Below are 15,583 nucleotides of genomic sequence, written 5' to 3' on the forward strand. Positions count from 1 at the left end.
AGAGCAAAAGGGGGCCCCCCATGGCTCTGACCCAGTCCCCTCGACCGAAGGACGGTGTCTGCATCGTGGGGGCAGGTCTCCTGGCTCTGGGATTCGCGCGCCCGGCTCCTTCCCGTCTGCTACTAGAGACAGTGGTCTTGCCGGGTACTACCCATTACAGTGGCGGGACCGCTCAGGACTTTAACCTGATTCCCTTTTAATCCCCACAAACGGGGAACCTCCACAAAGGCTATTTAATTGCACTACAAGTATAGCACATAAGGACATCGCGCAAAAGCTAGTCTTTACCTGCTGTGATGCGGGCACACTACGAGGTGAAAGTCGCCATAGAGATATGGTGTGCCATGTACGGGGCAGCTTGGTTTGCGATCGAGAAAGCGCAGAAAGAGCTCATGAGGTTGTAGCGGGTACTTGCCGTAAGTAACAGCAAAATACTCTGTTGCGTTTTGCACTACGTTTTGATTAAATCTACATGCGGCTACTTCCCACTTGGTAGGCTCTGCAGGCGGGTCATTGGTGACGGCGGCCACGTCTAGTAGGCGGGTTGTAGCCACGGTGAGAATGATAGCGAGCAAAGTCACAACCATTAAGAGTTCGAGGAGCGAAAATCCTGCCTGTTGGCGCATTGCGAGAACCTCCTTTATAGAGAAGTGTTCCCGACTCGGCAACTAACAAGTACTGAAAGCAGGGGTGCGCACGCATGTTAAAGCAATTGCTCGTTTTGGCGGATAAACTCCCCATCTATGTCGTGGGTGGAGCGGTGCGGGACTTGTACCTCGGCCGTACAAGTTGCGACTACGACTTACTAATTCCCGCGCCAGGGTTCATGACTCATCTCGGGGAGATCTCCCTGCTGCTAGGGCAGCAACCGTTTGCCCTGAGCCATGAAAACCAGCATTGGCGCTACCATAAGGAAGGTGCCGTACTTGACATCGCCCCGCTCTACAAGAGCCTGGGGGACGATCTAGCACGGCGCGACTTCACTGTCAATGCTATGGCCATGGAGCTAAGAGACTTCTTGGCGAAAGATCTAGAAAAAGTTCATGATTATCACTTCGGGCGGGAGCACCTTGCCTCACGAACTCTAGTTCTCACCTCCCCTCTGGCTTTCACCTCTGATGCGCTGCGAATTTTACGCGCAGCACGCCTTAAAGCCGAACTTGGCTTTACCGTCAGTGGTCACCTGGAGGCAAAAGTTAGTGCCGCGCTCGAACCATTACGGCACTGCCCTGGGGAAAGGGTGTGGGCTGAACTAAAGAGGATTACAGTAGCTCCTTTTGCTATATCTGCCTACATGTGGCTAGAGCAGCAGGGGGTCTTGGCGGCGTTGTTCCCGGAGCTAGAAGCCGGAAAGGGAATTTCACAGAACCAGTATCACGCTTTTAGCGTGCATGAACATTCTTGGCGGGCCTTTTCCGGCTATGTAAACCTATGGCAAGCCCCTGATTTTCTCGAACAAACCGTCCGCGAATGCGTGGTGCGAGATCTAAGGTGCCTGCCCATGAATTTAGAGGCTGTTTGTAAGTTGGGGTCGCTCTTGCATGACATCGGTAAGCCGCCGTCTCGCGTGGTGCGCGCCGAAGGCAAAGTTACCTTCTACCGGCACGAGCAAATCGGCGCGGGGATGATTGGGCCCATGGTACAACGTTTACGCTTAGCAAGCAGAGAAGCCAAGCTGCTAGGCCGCTTTGTGCGGTGGCATACCTACTTGGCGCAGTTGTCACGTCAACCGCGCCTTCATGAAGGGCATCTCTTTCGCGTGGCCAGTCGACTAGGCGAGCACAGCGTTCCCATTGCGCTCTTTAGTGTGGCCGACCTACTCGCTAAAGGGGAAGAAATGGAAAGGGACGAAAGCTACAAGAGGGTTGTGGCCACCCTCAATCGCTTCTTGCAGGCCTGGTATTTTCAGCATGACGAAGTAATCCGCCCCTCACTCCCCCTGAACCCAGCGGAGCTTGCTATCGAGTTACAATTGACCCCGGGGAGCTGGCTGCAAGAGACGATGACTCATCTCGCAGAGCAAGCTGCACGGGGCCATGTAAAAACCAAGGAGCAAATGATAACGCTGGCAAAACAATTTTGCCAGCGTAGCGAAGATGTCTTAGCGAACTCGCGCATGACCTTGGTAAACAAGACCACGTCCTCCGTCTAAGGTGACAATCTGCCCGTCTTTAAGAAGGCCGGTAGCGCCATTTATGCCTACAATCGTAGCCTTGTTGAGGTTAAGCCCCACGATAGCCCCGTGTGAGGTGAGGCCACCCTCCTCGGTGATCAGGCCAGCAGCTCGCTCTATGGCCGGAATGTAGTCGCTGTCGGTAGCGAACGTAACCAGTATATCACCCGCTTGTGTCTTGGCATTGGCCTCTGCCGCGTTCTTAGCAATCGTAACTCGCCCTTCAGCGGTAATGGCGCCGATACCTGTGCCCTTAGCTAAGACATCGCCAACTACGTGTACCTTGAGCACATTGGTCGTGCCCGGCACACCCACAGGGATGCCCGCGGTGATCACTACCAAGTCGCCGTTTCTTATTAACCCCGCACTTAAGGCGCGCTGTACCGAACCGTCGATCAGGTCATCGGTAGTCGCGATAGGTAGACCAACGAGAGGAGCGACCCCCCACTGCAGGTTCAGACGTCTTGCCACAGCGGCACTCGTGGTAATGGCAATGATGTGCGCGGCGGGGCGGTGCTTAGATACCATGCGTGCCGTCCAACCTGATTGGGTGGGCGTGATAATGGCCGCCGCGGTGAGTTCAGTAGCTACTTGTACGGTGGCGTGGCTAATGGCGTCGGTGACAGTGGAATTGCGCACCTGGCAGGCATCAACGTTAGCCTGGCCATATTGCAGTGCTTGTTCAGTGCGGAGAGCAAGGCGCGCCATGGTCTGCACGGACAAAAGGGGGTACTTGCCGCTGGCAGTCTCTCCCGATAGCATAATGGCATCGGTACCATCAAAAATAGCATTAGCCACATCACTAGCCTCGGCACGCGTGGGGCGGGGATTACGCATCATGGAGTCGAGCATTTGCGTTGCCGTAATCACCGGCTTGCCAGCGCTGTTAGCTTTACGGATCATTTCTTTTTGTATGATGGGCACTTCTTCGGCTGGAAATTCAACTCCCATATCGCCGCGTGCTACCATGAGACCATCGGCTACCTTCAGGATGGCATCGAGATTGTCAACGCCCTCCTTATTTTCAATCTTAGCAATAATGGGGATGTTGGCACCTAGCCCTTCGATAAAACGGCGCACCGCGTAAACATCATTGGCATTGCGCATGAAGGAAGCCGCTATGTAGTCAACGCCCTGTTCCACGCCGTAACGCAGGTCGGCTTCATCTTGTGGAGACAATACAGGGAGGTTAATACGCTTTCCGGGCACGTTAATACCCTTGCGATTGCTCAACAGGCCGCCCACAATAACTTTGCAGACGACACTGTCGTGGGTGGTGTAGAGAACACTGAGCTCAAGCAGGCCATCATCCAAGAGCAGGCGGTCAAGGGGGGCGACATCTTGTGGCAGGCGCAGGTAGCTCACGCCTACTCGCTCCACACTGCCTGGCACCGCTTGGGTAGTGAGGGTAAAGGTGTTACCAGGAATAAGTTCAATAGGGCCGTCAGCGAAGGTGCCGATGCGAATCTCGGGGCCCTTGGTGTCTAGCATTATCGCGACATGCTTGCCTAGATCTTGTGCCGCTTGACGTAAATTGCCCAAACGTACCCCGTGTTCCGCATGGCTACCATGCGAAAAGTTTAGTCTCGCTACATCAAGCCCTGCTCTAATCAGGTCGCGCAACATTTCAGGGCTCTCGCTAGCTGGCCCAATGGTGCAGACAATCTTTGTTTTTCTCATACTTGCCGCCTCCCACCACAACTTGTCTTTATTCTAACATATGGACCTATGTTTCAATGTGTATTTGTAATCTCCTGTATCAAGGTGCCCGCTTGCTCTCTAAAATATGATAATGCCCACGAGCCCCGCCGCAAGAAGAAGCAAAATTGGGTTAAATTTAGTGCGCAGCATCAGGATTAGCACGGTAACAGCAATGGCAGCGCTACGTATATCGTTAATCGTTAGTCTGCCCACCGAAATTGCTGCGGAGAATATGAGCACTACCACGACAGGACGAACGGCGGCCAAGGCGGCCTTTAATTGCGGTGCACCGTTAAAGCGCACGAAGAGGAAGGCGAAGGTCATGACGGTAAGAAGAGAAGGCGTAACTACCCCTAGGGTCGCCGCCGTGCCCCCAAACAGACCTCCCATTTTGTAGCCAACAAAGGTGGCTGAATTGATAGCAATCGGACCAGGCGTAATTTCCGCTACTGCCAGGATATCGATGAATTGCTGTGCCGTGAGCCAGGCCTGATTGCGCACGACCTCTCGCTCAATGAGCGGTATCATCGCGTAGCCACCGCCGAAGCTAAAGAGTCCAATCCTAAAGAAGCTTACAAAGAGTTCCCAGATGATCATGGCGATGTTCCCGGGCGACGCTGGCGATAGTGATAAACAAGGCCAAACAAGGCGGCGCCAGCAATAATGACAGCGGGGTGCCAGTTAGAATTTAGACTAATCAGCAGCGCTACCGCTGCGAGGCCCATGCTAAAGTTATCTACCAGCACTTTTTTACCGAGGGTGAGGGCAGCGGCAAAGATGAGGGCCACCACCGCCGGGCGAATGCCTTTAAAAAAATCGAGCACAATGGGACCAGGCGTAGTCGCGGTAAGAGTAGCGGCCAGCAAGGTTATGATAATAAAGGAGGGCAAGACGGCGCCTAGGGTGGCTACGGCAACACCGGGCAGGCCGAGAAGCTTGTAGCCCGTAAAAATGGCCGTGTTGATGGCAATCGCCCCCGGGCTCGACTGTGCAACGGCCAGCACGTCGATAAATTCCTGTTCGCTTTGCCATCCTCTTGTATGTACAATCTCGCGCTCTATAACTGGCAACATGGACAGCCCTCCGCCAAAAGTGAAAGCTCCAACTTTGCAGAAACTCCAAAAAAGGGCGGTGAGGGTGGGGGGGGTAGGGTGCTCCAATGCAATCACTCTCCTAAACACATGCACATTATAGCATAAGGGGAACTCGTTTAGCGCATGGTTATCGTGAGAGTAGTTGCGGCCGACAGCAGGAAATCACTGTGCACTGTGGAACGAATAAATGTAGCATGACCAAGAGCAAGAGTGAATATAGGAGGGCATTTATGGAAATTAAGACGATCATGGTTGTAGGCGCGGGTCAAATGGGGAGTGGAATCGCTCAAGTAGCTGCCCAAAGTAATTACACAGTGCTCCTCTGCGACCTCTCGAGTGAGTACCTTAGCAGAGCCCAAGCAAACATAGCTAGGGTCTTGACTAAAGCAGTGGAGAAGGGCACTCTGTCTAATGACGAAAAAGAGGCCACCCTATCACGCCTCACGGTCACCACGGAAATGGACAGGGCTGTAGAGGCCGATCTCGTCATTGAAGCGGTGAGCGAGAATGTTGAAGTCAAAAAAGGGGTCTTTATAGAGCTAGATCGCACCTGCGCCCCCCATGCCATCTTAGCTAGTAATACTTCAAGCCTTTCTTTAACGCAGTTAGGGTCTTTCACTAAGCGCCCAGCGAAGGTCATTGGGCTGCATTTTATGAACCCGGTGCCCATCATGCAGTTGGTGGAAATTATACACGGGCAATCTACCAGTGACGAAACCGTGGCTGTAGCTAGCGAAGTGGTGCGCCGCATGGGCAAAACTGGTATACTAGTCAATGACCATCCAGGCTTCGTGGTCAATAGATTGCTAGTCCCCATGATCAATGAGGCGGCCTTCTGTTTGCAAGAAGGCGTAGCTAAAGCCGCCGATATCGACGCTATCATGAAGCTTGGCGCGAACCATTCCATGGGTCCGCTCAGCTTAGGAGACCTAATTGGTCTCGATGTATGCTTGGCCATTATGGAAGTCTTGCATCGCTCTCTGGGAGAAGATAAATATCGCCCTGCGCCGCTGCTACGCAAGTTAGTCCAGGCAGGACACCTAGGGCGTAAGAGCGGCAAGGGCTTTTACAACTACGATAAGAAGTAACACCCGGTGCGGGTGTTCGTAAGACTATAGCCAACAATGATTCAAGGGAGAGGTTTCTGTGGCACTGACTGTGGAATCACTGCGCGGAAGAAGAGTCGCAGTTATGGGTATCGGGTTGCGGAGTGGTGTCCCGCTGATCAATTTTCTCGTTGATCAGGGGGCCATTGTCACCGCCTTTGACCAAAAGTCGCCTGAGCAACTAGGGGATGTGCAAAAGGCGTTAGCCGGCAAACACGTAGAATTCGTTTTGGGTGGAGAGTATCTAAAGCACCTCGAGGGGTATGATCTGCTGTTTAAGACCCCCATCATGCGGCCCGATTTGCCCGAGTTGCTGAAGGCCGTAGCAGAGGGAGCTAGGTTGACTAGCGAGATTGAGTTGGTGTTTGACTTAGCGCAAGCACCCATCACTGCAGTTACAGGTAGTGATGGCAAGACAACAACGACCTCACTTATTTACGCCATACTTAAAGAAGCTGGGTGTGAGGCCTACCTTGGCGGCAATATCGGGCAGTCGCTGATAGAGCAAGTTGTCGACATACCTGCCACAGCCCACATTGTCCTCGAGTTATCTAGTTTTCAGCTCTTGCCCATGCAGCAGAGCCCGCGGGTGGCCGTGGTCACTAATATTTCTCCCAATCATCTAGATGTGCACAGTAGCTACTCCGAGTATGTAGCCGCCAAAGCTAATATTTGGCGCTATCAGTCTCCGGAAGACTATGTCATCTTGAACTATGACGATGCGACCACACGAGCGATGGCTCCGCATGTCCCTGGCCAGGTAGTCTACTTTAGTCGGCAGAGCGAAGTGCCCTCCGGTGTGTTTGTGCGCGGGCGCGATCTTTGCGCGAGGTGGCAGGGCGAAGAAAGGCACATTTGCGATGTTTCTGGCTTAAAGCTGCTTGGTGGCCACAACATCGCCAATGTGGCGGCAGCTGCAGCGGCGTGCCTTGTGCAAGGGATAAGTAGTGAGGTGGTAGCCAGAGCAGTTACTGCCTTCACGCCGGTGGAGCACCGTTTAGAGCTTGTGCGCGAGTTAGGAGCAGTGCGTTACTACAACGACTCCATCGCTTCAAGCCCTACGCGTACCATGGCGGGCATTCAGGCCATCGGTGGCGACATTTTGCTTATCGCCGGGGGTAGCGACAAAAATGTGCCCTTTGACGAACTTGCCCTCGCGATAGTCGATCAGGTGCGCGCAGTGGCTCTCATTGGCGCCACTGCCGACAAAATTGCCATGGCTATTAATGACGCTGAGCAAAAAAGGGGTAAAAAAGTTAAAAAAATAAATGTGCCTACCTTGCAGGCCGCCGTTCTGTGGTGCCAAAAGCAGGCCCAGCCTGGCTCAAGTGTGATGCTATCGCCGGCCTGCGCCAGTTTTGACATGTTTCGCGACTTTGAAGACCGCGGCCGCAAGTTTAAAGCCATCGTCAATAGTCTGTAATTGGCATTTTGCTTCATTTGCCGTTGCATTCAGTTGGGCAAGAGGCTATAATAATTAGGCATCCCACGCGCCCGTAGCTCAGTGGATAGAGCACCAGACTCCGGATCTGGGTGCGGAGGTTCGATTCCTCTCGGGCGTACCATTTTCAGGAGGCAAGAGGCAAGAAACCAGAAGCAAGAAATTAGAGGCAAGAAGTAAGAGGCAAGATTGCGCTTGACGGCGAGGTCAACTGCCTGTATACTAACAAATGCGTGGGAGCATAGCTCAGCTGGGAGAGCATCTGCCTTACAAGCAGAGGGTCATAGGTTCGATCCCTATTGCTCCCACCATAATTGGAGTCGTGGTGTAGCGGTTAACATGCCGGCCTGTCACGCCGGAGATCGCGGGTTCGATTCCCGTCGACTCCGCCATTTAATAAAGTGCCACGGTAGCTCAGTCGGTAGAGCAGAGGACTGAAAATCCTCGTGTCGCCAGTTCGATTCTGGCCTGTGGCACCACTTTTATAAATTAAATGGCGGAAGCCCCAGAACAAAGCCCAAGTTTTTTGTTAAAGTAGTTCCCATGCGGAAGTAGCTCAGCGGTAGAGCATCGCCTTGCCAAGGCGAGGGTCGAGAGTTCGAATCTCTTCTTCCGCTCCATAGGTGTTCGGTCCCAGCTGCCGCCACGGCGGTTGGGTTTTGATTTCGAGGCGGCGTAGCCAAGTGGTAAGGCAGAGGTCTGCAAAACCTCTACTCCCCAGTTCGAGTCTGGGCGCCGCCTCCATATTTTACATTTTGCCGAAGTGGCGGAATAGGCAGACGCAAGGGACTTAAAATCCCTCGGTCCGTGAGGGCCGTACCGGTTCGATTCCGGTCTTCGGCACCAGCATTATCAAGGCGCATCGCCTTCCCGCAGACCACCGACAGGGTGGTCCTTTTCGTTGTTTTTTGACCGTTTGGTGCCCACACTCAAAACCTACCAAAAGGGACGGTTCTTCTTGTATTTTTCCTGAGCGCGCGGTAACCTTGCATGAGGTGAGGGCAGGCCAAGAGCAGGACGCCAGGCGAGCAGCGCAGTGCATTAGCGTGGTATGGTTCGCGGGCTCAACAGGGAGTTTGGCGTTCAGAGCGATGCCGAGAGGCGGCTCAGCTCACGCGCCTGCAAGACGAATAAGTGCCAACGGATGGGCCGTCTGTTTCCAAAAAGAACCATCCCCTTTGTTCGGGATACCCCACTTCTTTTTGCGATTTCTATGGTGCAGTGGTGGCGCACCTTGTTCTCCTCGCACCACGTGCTAGAGCTTTGGCCGCTGGCTCGGTACTGTGCCACCCGGGTCTCCCGCAAACTCTTACACTCTGCCTTGGTCATAAACAAAACCTCCCGTGAGATTGCTAGCTACAGCATCTCATGCGGGAGGACTCAGAGCGAGGTGAAAAGTATTTAACGCTTACAGCAGTAACACTATGGCCTTATGATAAATTTCCTTTTCGCCTTTCCTGCCAAAAGCCTCCCTATTACTGCAATCGCTAGGGATAGAGCAAAAACGATAAGTAGTAAGTCTATCATCAGAGGATTTTCAAAAGCGAAATACCCTTCCATCAGCCGATTTCTATACTGCCAGTACCACTTAGCGTAGATGATATACACTGCCTCTAGCACAACCGACTGGAACACTCCTGTCTTAATGTCCACGGTACCAGACCACAATATGATAAGAGGAGTCAACATGGCAGCTAAGACCAAAATGTTGAAATGATCCTCTATAACCCTAGGGGCGAAATGAAACACTAGAGAGAACATTGTGAGCACCGCCAAAGGAACGCTATACCGCCTACTCATGGGTCACCTCCGAGCTTCATTAATTCATGCCAGTTGCTGTGCTCCTAGTCCGTCACCATTAGTATAGAGACAGGGGGGCTCTAATGCAAAGAAAGCTCCAAATTGCCATTACCCCATAACTAAAGCAGGGATTTGCAAGCTCGCTTACGAACATACATCTGCTTCCGCTGGTATTGTGAATGCGCAGTAACAATAAATTAGACGCGATCTTTATCCTTGTGCAGCAAGCGGCGATGGGAACATTCCTGCAAGAAGTCCCTGACCATGACACAAATCGCGAAGCCAATGCCCAGAACGATATACAGATCAGCCAAATTAAAAACGAGAGACCCTGCTGTGCTGATCCAGTCTATAACAAAGCCCCGATGTAGATACTCCAGAGTATTTGAGGAGGCTCCGGACAATATTAGGGTGGGAAATGTTTGGTTTTTAGTATGCCAGTTTGGACTATCCACAAGGAACGTTGCCACATATAGCACTATGAGAAGGACGAAGGCGATGATTGAGATATGGTCAGCATTTCCATGAACATTTATGCCCAATAGTCTATGTCCAAATTTACGAGTAGCTGTGTTTGCAACCAGAAATTTTGTTAATTGATCTGTGCCAATTAGCACGACTAACAGCCAAAGCTTAGGCATGGTGTTTTATACGCTTAACGAGCTGAGTCAAATCCGCAAGGAAGGGTCCTATCGCCTGAATTACAGTAGTCATAATTACTGCATAGAAGGGGTTGAGTAGTAGTTGAGGACCAAATATTCCGATAATAGGCGCTCTGAACCCCCCCAAGTGCAAGAAGCCGAGATTTAGTATTGTTGCTATAATTCTGCCGTGCTCCGCATTGGAGTACTGCCCTAATAACATCAGCGCGAAAAAGGGCAGAGCTACTATCAAAAAAATCAAGGTTCCACAAAATGGCCGGCCAATAACTTGATTAAGTTGTACCGATACGAGAAAAGATCCTACACAAAATAGCACAGATGCCGCAAAGGGCACAATCCATCCTGTATGTTCATGACCACGCGAATAGGACGAGTGAACAAATACGCTAACGGCGAATTGTAGCGATAACGCGCAAGAAAGTGGGAACAGAATTCTCTTATAGTTCATGCACAATGCGCCACATTGGCAACGCAAATGACGAAATAGCCGGCTCCATACTGACTATTCATTCCTTATGATTAGGCGTAGTTCTCTCCGTGTTTGCTGTGTTTCTAGGGTAGGTTTTGCAGATAAACCAAGGTAAATTATCATCATTGAGTCATCCGGCGGGTGCGCCACGCGCACATGTTCCAATAACACATTTTCCCCTGCCTTTTCTGTGCTAACTCCGGCCAGACTGAGATATTCCCTAACGCTTTCCTGCAACTCAGTATCAAAAAAAGTTATTGCTACGACATATTCCCCTAAACTAAGGTCTGTCACCAACCCCTCTCCCCTGTGGATTGGAGTTTGTCTCGGGTCTAAAACCTCTATGCGTGGCATCAAAGACTTCGTTGTTGCTTTAACCCACCCAATGGTTAGTCGCGCTTCATCCACTTCGTTTTTGCTTATCAAAAATGAGTTTATCTGGTATTGCCCCCCTATGCGCTTGTCGTAATTAGCTGGAGTTGCTCTTACAAAGTATAATCCAAGCAAGATCGTACCAACCATTGCTACAACGAACCAACTGCCCTTTGTCATTTGCATTACCTTAGCTCTCCTTTCTCTATCTCCGCTCCATAACGATTGATAAATGCTGCCGCAAGTTGTTATGAATCAAACCTCTCATGTTCCTCCCAGGGCAGGCAGTGTTGTTGAAATCGGAGTGAACATACACTATGGGCAGAGACAATGAGTCACGATATGCTAGCCATCTCGATAAAGCCGCCATTGCATCGAAAGACGCTTGGGTTACAGTCTGGGCGCCAACACCCCACAAGCCCTCATAATTGCCAAGATTAATTATGCCCAGATTTACATTGTGCCCATAAGTATGACCTCCAATATGGGCATCATGTCTCCCCTGCCATATGCGTCCAGCTCTATCTATAACATAGTGATACCCTATATCATACCACCCATTGCCATTAACATGCATATTTCTAATTCGCATGATCTCCGCAGCCGTTTCGGAAAGGGAAGTTGCTGCAAATGGCAATCCTGCCGCATGATGAAAAATCAGTCGTGTACCTGTGCCCCTAGGCGCGATGACCCTCGTAGGCGGTGGAGCCCCCCAAGCACTTCTTGGTAGTATTATCGGTTGTGATTGCGTCCGCCAACTCGTCGCAGCAAAGGCTGTTATTGCGACAATAAAATACAGAACAACAGTTGCGACTGCCAGTTTCTTCCAATAGTTCATCCTGGTAACGCCTCCGTTAGTTCGATTTAGGCCTTCTTCCAATTGTGGGAAAAGTGTATTCACTGGTGGTTCTCCTCTTCACGCCAACCTAGATTTTAATTCCTTCCACCATGACTTCTTCCGTTTCCTCCCCATACCTTGATGCGAGATGCTAGGATATGGAAGCAAAGTCCGGTTTATCGCCATGTTAAAGAAGAATCTGTACGAACAACTAGAACAAGCCCGAGCCGTCCGCTACGTGTGTGGGCACTTCTATGTCAAGGACGTCAACTATTGGCCAGTTTGCGTGGATTGAAGCGCTTGGATACTAGGATGGTGTTAGTTTACTTTTGACCCCCGGCTGTTGACGCTACCTTTCTGATCTGGGGCAGTGGAATACGTGGGCAGGGGTCGTTATTGATGACTACTTCCTTTTGACTTACTGTTGATGTTGAGTATGATCAGACCGGGGATTGGGTAGCAACTAAGATGCATGCGGCGCAGACGAAGCTGAGAAATATTTTCATCGGTATCCCTCCTATCCAATTACCTTGCTGCAATTCACTCTGTCAAAAATATGATACAATGGCAATGGTGTGTGGCGCAAGGACAATATTGTGGCATGATGACACAACGCTAGGGGGCGAGGGTTTGTTACTGGGAGATAAAATTTAGAGTGCTCGTAAGGCTCTAGGGCTAACACAAGCTGAGCTTGCAGGGACTCTGCTGTCTCGCTCCATGATTAGCGAACTAGAGCGCAACGAGCGGAACCCATCGTCAGAGACCATTGCCATCTTAGCTGAGCGGCTAAACAAGCCGCAGGAGTTTTTCCAGGTTGACAAGCGTAAGTCAGACCGCGATCAGGCAGAGCTGCTGCTTAATCAAGCCTTTGCCTGTATGGAGCTAGGGGATGATCGGGGCCTTAGGGATATCCTTACGGCCTTGAAGGGGCAGCACACTTTGACAGATAGTATCAAGGCTCGGTTTCATGAGCTCATGGCGTGGCATGAGCAACAGGAGGGTAGGCCACTAAGTGCCGTCAATCACTCCCTTTTGGCTGAAGTACTATATGAGGCTCTGCATAGGCCAGAAAGGCAGTGGTATTGCTGTTATCTGGCGGCGTATGCCACCTACAAGGCAGGGCTGTATCAACAGACCATCGAGATGTGTAACAGAGCGATAAATATACTTGCCGTGATACCAGAGCAAACGGAGGGGCGTCGATTGACGATCTACCTCCTTGGCAGCGCCTACTTTGCACACGGCAAGATAGCCGCCGCAGATAAGTGTTATGCGGAGTCTGCCGCTTGCGAAGGCAGTGCCGACCAAGAGGACGTTATCCGCGCCTACCACGGCAGAGCAATCTGCGCACAACAATTAGGCGATATCGATGGTGCGCTGAGGTGGTCAAAGAAAGCAGCAGAGCACTTAGAACAAAAACGCGATGCAACACTTCACGCCGCTGTGCTGACAACATGGGGCTCTGCCTTGATTAGAATGGGTAATAGCGCGGGCGCTTTTGAATTGCTAGGTCAAATTGATAGCATACCTCACGCTCCTGCGCTAATCTCACACACGGCACGACGGGAATATTTATTGTTCCTAGCAGAGCAAGAGCCGTATCCCGAGCAGATGTGCCGAGAGCTAGAGCATTATCTTGCATCCTCTAAGGATGCGCCTGCGAGTGACTACGAGACGACGAAAACAGAATGGGCGATAGCTAAGAGTCAGCTCAGGCGCGCACTACTGCCTGACATACTGCCTGCGATACAGCATCTTAGACAGCGCTTTCAGGAGCTAAGCCATTTCGGTCGCGCAGCTGAGGTGCTCGAGTTCGGGGCAAGTCTAATGGAGCGTCACTCTGACTATCAAGAGGCTTACCGCCTCTTGAAGGCAGCCCAAGAGTTGAAAAGGTGCGACCACTAGGGCATCTCTTAGCGTTGTGGCAGAGATGGGGCAAGCTAGGGCAGTTTCAGTCATGCATGCACCATATGGGCTGCTTAGCGCACCTGGAAAAGTGTTGCAGCCAGAAAAGAGGTCAGGTAGAGTTTCTTTGTGATTAACGAGCGGCGAGGATCTGTTTACGCTGTGTTGACAGCAATTTTGACAGCAACGGCTGGGGAATTACGCGCAATGAGCGTATACGAGCAGGTGTTTGCAATCGCTAAACCCTTGTATTTCCTCACTCCATGACACGGCCCTACACGCACCGACATGAGGCGTTGGACGTACCAAACAATTCGTAATCAGCAGACCTGCCAGCAGGAGGCTCTAACAGGAGTTCTAATAAAAGTTCTAACGGAAGTCAGCAAAGAGGGGCGCAAATTAGCGTAACACACGTTCGTACAAGTGGCGCAAAGCATTGATATTGCTGATTCTAGCAAAACCCACCCGAGGAGGACTCGAACCACTCGCCTGGCTGGCAGTCAAGAAGGCAACAGTTCTATCCCGTTATGCTCCACCAAAATAATCAGTAACGCCAAGGGTCTAGAGCCCTTGGCGTTTTAGTATTTTCGTGCCGGGGGGCAAGATGAAGGCTAGGGGTTCCGTCATGTGCACTGCAAGGGGTGCGTTAGTTGCCGGGCTGAGCGCGAACCCTGCTGGGAGTGACTCTGAAAACGGCAGAGCTGACAATATCATCTCTTCGTTTTCCGCAGTATCATACTTCTGCGGTTGTGGGGGTTTAGATTTAGGCTATGGCACAAATGGTAGACCTATAAACCACCAACTCGTAGTGCCATCGTTACGCTAGTCTCCCGCAGTTGGCATTTAGCGCTCCGTCGCCGCACAGCCAGTCTGGTCAGTTCGCAGGCTTCTTTCATTAGTCGGTATGCTGTGGCGCAGTCACCGTGCCGGTTCATAAGGGTTGCGCCAAATTGTAGTACCTCGGCAGCGCGTCCGCGATGAGCTAAGCTGGTAAAGAGCTCGGCATGCTGTTGAATTACAGGCAGCACGCTGTTTTTTGGTGCTCGTCGCAGTTGGCTCTTGGCTATCGCCCATCGCGTTTTGACCCACTCGTAGCTTTTATCTGCTGGCGCACTATCCAGGAGGGCTGCGAGATAGTTGTCAAGCTGTAGGCAGATATCGACAGAGTACGGATCTTGTTCAGCCCAAAAGAGCAGAAACTCGCGGCGAGCTTCATGCGCGGCGGTTGCAGGGAAGCGAGTTTCAGTTGTTTATCGGGCATCTGCTCTAACTCAAACAGCGCTTCCGCCATAAGTGCATGGTTTGTCGCCACTAAGGGTCTCTCCTCGGTTTGTTCATACCACGCCATCAACTCATGCCAACGGGCCCTAAGCGTATCCGGTAAAGGGGTGATTTGCCGCAAGGCGCCTAGTGCAGACGCAAGGCCGTCTCTGTCGCCTAACTCTAGGTATGTGTGCGCTTGGCGAATCAGTAACTGTGCGCGATCGTAGTCGGACTTCACTAGATCGCCCGTAAGATAGGCTAATTGTCGCTATCGATGGGTTTCTCTCGTTGCGCTCTATCTCGCTGATGAAGGAGCGGGATAACTCGGAGCCTGCAAGCTCAGCTTGGGTTAGTCCCGCTTCTTGTCGCGCCTTGCGAACCTTTGCTCCCAATAGCAAGTCGCATCACTCTCCCATTGTGTCATCACGTCACAATATTGTACTTGTGCCACAACCTGTACAGAGTATATAGTGGAGTTGGTAAAATAATCTTGATAAACGAAAGGGGAGTGCGCGGAGTAAATACAGCCAATTAGATGCTCGGTACTTGTTGGTGCAGCAAAAGTGAAGAATCCGTGCTTTACGCAAAGGTTGATAGAGGAGAATGTATCATGCTACGCAAAATCATCATCATCTTGTGCTTGAGTGTAATATCTATTGCTATACCAGTGTCGGCCGCGAGATTTAGGCCCGCTGCACAGACTTACACTATCGTATGGCAGACTAATATGGGGGGCTAGATTGCTATGATGGGAACGAA

The 15,583-nt window shown here is 51.5% G+C and carries 15 protein-coding genes, 7 tRNA genes and 1 riboswitch; of the genes, 11 read left to right on the top strand and 11 right to left on the bottom strand.

Annotated features, from left to right (window positions below):
* Positions 1-52: 52 nt before the first annotated feature.
* A riboswitch (cobalamin riboswitch) is annotated at positions 53-237 on the bottom strand.
* A gap of 47 nt (positions 238-284) precedes the next feature.
* Complete coding sequence (locus KGZ92_07115; protein MBS3889051.1) at positions 285-626, bottom strand: prepilin-type N-terminal cleavage/methylation domain-containing protein; 342 nt, start codon at positions 624-626, stop codon at positions 285-287.
* Positions 627-700: 74 nt separating this feature from the next.
* On the opposite strand from KGZ92_07115, the gene KGZ92_07120 reads away from it, so the two are divergent.
* Positions 701-2,152: a CCA tRNA nucleotidyltransferase gene (locus tag KGZ92_07120; protein ID MBS3889052.1), complete on the top strand. Its 1,452-nt coding sequence runs from the start codon at positions 701-703 to the stop codon at positions 2,150-2,152.
* On the opposite strand, the gene pyk is transcribed toward KGZ92_07120, so the two are convergent.
* From pyk to KGZ92_07135, 3 genes are all read right to left on the bottom strand, one after another.
* Positions 2,102-3,853 carry a pyruvate kinase gene (pyk, locus tag KGZ92_07125; GenBank protein MBS3889053.1) on the bottom strand — a complete coding sequence of 584 codons (1,752 nt, stop codon included), beginning with the start codon at positions 3,851-3,853 and terminating at the stop codon, positions 2,102-2,104. The genes KGZ92_07120 and pyk overlap by 51 nt on opposite strands.
* Positions 3,854-3,952: 99 nt before the next feature.
* Positions 3,953-4,471, bottom strand: coding sequence for a chromate transporter (locus tag KGZ92_07130; protein ID MBS3889054.1), 519 nt, complete (start codon positions 4,469-4,471; stop codon positions 3,953-3,955).
* Positions 4,468-5,055, bottom strand: a complete 588-nt coding sequence (locus tag KGZ92_07135; protein ID MBS3889055.1) for a chromate transporter — start codon at positions 5,053-5,055, stop codon at positions 4,468-4,470. The genes KGZ92_07130 and KGZ92_07135 overlap by 4 nt, the downstream gene beginning before the upstream one ends.
* A gap of 143 nt (positions 5,056-5,198) precedes the next feature.
* On the opposite strand from KGZ92_07135, the gene KGZ92_07140 reads away from it, so the two are divergent.
* From KGZ92_07140 to KGZ92_07180, 9 genes are all read left to right on the top strand, one after another.
* Entirely contained in the window at positions 5,199-6,056 is an 858-nt protein-coding gene (locus KGZ92_07140; GenBank protein ID MBS3889056.1) for a 3-hydroxybutyryl-CoA dehydrogenase, read from the top strand.
* 58 nt (positions 6,057-6,114) lie between these two features.
* Positions 6,115-7,497, top strand: coding sequence for a UDP-N-acetylmuramoyl-L-alanine--D-glutamate ligase (locus tag KGZ92_07145; GenBank protein ID MBS3889057.1), 1,383 nt, complete (start codon positions 6,115-6,117; stop codon positions 7,495-7,497).
* Between the two features lie 67 nt (positions 7,498-7,564).
* Positions 7,565-7,639 (top strand) — tRNA-Arg (locus tag KGZ92_07150).
* Between the two features lie 111 nt (positions 7,640-7,750).
* A tRNA-Val gene (locus tag KGZ92_07155) sits at positions 7,751-7,826 on the top strand.
* Positions 7,827-7,831: 5 nt separating this feature from the next.
* Positions 7,832-7,907, top strand: a tRNA-Asp gene (locus tag KGZ92_07160).
* 11 nt (positions 7,908-7,918) lie between these two features.
* Positions 7,919-7,994 (top strand) — tRNA-Phe (locus KGZ92_07165).
* Between the two features lie 66 nt (positions 7,995-8,060).
* Positions 8,061-8,135 (top strand) — tRNA-Gly (locus KGZ92_07170).
* 49 nt (positions 8,136-8,184) lie between these two features.
* A tRNA-Cys gene (locus KGZ92_07175) sits at positions 8,185-8,259 on the top strand.
* 13 nt (positions 8,260-8,272) lie between these two features.
* Positions 8,273-8,361: transfer RNA gene (locus KGZ92_07180), tRNA-Leu, on the top strand.
* Positions 8,362-8,937: 576 nt separating this feature from the next.
* On the opposite strand, the gene KGZ92_07185 is transcribed toward KGZ92_07180, so the two are convergent.
* From KGZ92_07185 to KGZ92_07200, 4 genes are all read right to left on the bottom strand, one after another.
* Positions 8,938-9,315 carry a hypothetical protein gene (locus KGZ92_07185; protein MBS3889058.1) on the bottom strand — a complete coding sequence of 126 codons (378 nt, stop codon included), beginning with the start codon at positions 9,313-9,315 and terminating at the stop codon, positions 8,938-8,940.
* A 197-nt stretch (positions 9,316-9,512) separates the two neighbouring features.
* Positions 9,513-9,956, bottom strand: a complete 444-nt coding sequence (locus KGZ92_07190; protein MBS3889059.1) for a signal peptidase II — start codon at positions 9,954-9,956, stop codon at positions 9,513-9,515.
* 523 nt (positions 9,957-10,479) lie between these two features.
* A complete protein-coding gene (locus tag KGZ92_07195) occupies positions 10,480-11,004 on the bottom strand; it encodes a hypothetical protein (protein ID MBS3889060.1) in 525 nt (174 codons plus the stop codon).
* Positions 11,005-11,023: 19 nt separating this feature from the next.
* A complete protein-coding gene (locus tag KGZ92_07200) occupies positions 11,024-11,719 on the bottom strand; it encodes an N-acetylmuramoyl-L-alanine amidase (protein ID MBS3889061.1) in 696 nt (231 codons plus the stop codon).
* Between the two features lie 639 nt (positions 11,720-12,358).
* On the opposite strand from KGZ92_07200, the gene KGZ92_07205 reads away from it, so the two are divergent.
* Positions 12,359-13,561 (top strand): helix-turn-helix transcriptional regulator, encoded by a 1,203-nt coding sequence (locus KGZ92_07205; GenBank protein ID MBS3889062.1) that lies wholly within the window; start codon positions 12,359-12,361, stop codon positions 13,559-13,561.
* Positions 13,562-14,349: 788 nt separating this feature from the next.
* Here KGZ92_07205 and KGZ92_07210 read toward each other — a convergent pair.
* From KGZ92_07210 to KGZ92_07220, 3 genes are read right to left on the bottom strand one after another with little or no spacing between them, the layout of a single operon-like run.
* The gene (locus KGZ92_07210; GenBank protein ID MBS3889063.1) at positions 14,350-14,589 is read right to left on the bottom strand and encodes a hypothetical protein; all 240 of its coding nucleotides are present in this window, start codon (positions 14,587-14,589) and stop codon (positions 14,350-14,352) included.
* 35 nt (positions 14,590-14,624) lie between these two features.
* Entirely contained in the window at positions 14,625-14,873 is a 249-nt protein-coding gene (locus KGZ92_07215; protein ID MBS3889064.1) for a hypothetical protein, read from the bottom strand.
* A gap of 55 nt (positions 14,874-14,928) precedes the next feature.
* Positions 14,929-15,222, bottom strand: a complete 294-nt coding sequence (locus tag KGZ92_07220; GenBank protein ID MBS3889065.1) for a helix-turn-helix transcriptional regulator — start codon at positions 15,220-15,222, stop codon at positions 14,929-14,931.
* Between the last annotated feature and the right edge of the window lie 361 nt (positions 15,223-15,583).

This window comes from Bacillota bacterium, assembly GCA_018333655.1.
Classification (GTDB): Bacteria; Bacillota; UBA994; order UBA994; family UBA994; genus BS524.